Source organism: Treponema sp. R80B11-R83G3, assembly GCF_054786115.1.
The window spans coordinates 1-1,100 of record NZ_BDHF01000256.1; the positions used below are offsets into that span (position 1 = coordinate 1).

Annotated in this window: 1 pseudogene; it reads right to left on the reverse strand. The window is 50.5% G+C overall.

Going from position 1 to position 1,100, the window contains the following annotated elements:
• Positions 1–64 precede the first annotated feature (64 nt).
• Positions 65–1,100, reverse strand: a pseudogene (locus tag ACYVRH_RS13120) (AAA family ATPase); the annotation flags it as partial.

The window sequence follows — 1,100 nt, forward strand, 5'->3', positions numbered from 1 at the left end:
TGTTTTTTCGCTCGTATCCTGCAACGATCCAATATTTTACATGGTTACGCAGGAAACTAAGTTAATTCCGCCGCGAAAAAGAGACAGCCATAAAAACAGCGTCCCTGTTGTTTAACAGGAGATTACTTCTTCCCGATTCAAGACGTTTAAACCAGCCCTCGCGCCCTTTTGCAGACGCAGACCAAGATAAAAATTCTCCGTCGGCATCCGCCGTTTGAGAACCTAAAACAATCGCCGCCTGCAATTCGCGTTTTCGTAAAACGTCTTCGCGTATTTTTCCCTCATAACCTGACGATGAAGGAATGTAAAATGTCCTTCCGCGCAAAGAATTGGGCAGGTACTGCTGGGCTGCCCAATGGTCGCGGTACGCGTGGGGATAAACATACCCCTCGCCGTGGCCAAAACTTTCAGCGTCTCTGCTTGCGTCACGTAAATGGTTGGGGACTTCAGCGTCTTCGCGTTCCACTTCTTTAAGAGCGTCAAAGTAGGACATGGCGGTATTCGATTTGGGGGCGGTCGCAAGGTACAGGCACGCGTGGGAAAGCGGGAAATTCCCCTCAGGGAATCCGATTCGCTCGAAAGACTGGGCGCAGGAGATGACGACTGAAATCGCGTTTGGATCGGCAAGGCCGACATCTTCGCTCGCTAGGATAATCATCCGTCTGAAAATAAATTTTGGGTCTTCTCCGGCGCGTACCATTTTCGCAAGCCAGTACAAAGCCGCGTCTGGATCACTGCCCCTTACGCTTTTAATAAACGCGCTTATTGTGTCAAAATGGTAGTCGCCGTCCCGGTCGTAGAGAAGCGCGCGCCTCTGTATGCTTTCCTCAGCCGCTTCCATGGAAATGTGAATTTCCGCCCCTTCTTTTGGCGGCCATGGAGTAACGCTTGTTTCCACCGCAAGTTCTATCGCGTTAAGAAGGCTTCTCGCGTCCCCGCCGGCTATTTCCACAATGTGCTCTAACGCGCCTTCTTCAAAATTGACATTCCATTTTCCGTAACCGCGTTCTTTGTCGGCAAGCGTCCGCCTCGCCGTTTCAAGCAATTCAGGCTGTCCCATAGGTTTTAGCTGGAAAATTCTGCTTCTGCTTACAAAAGTT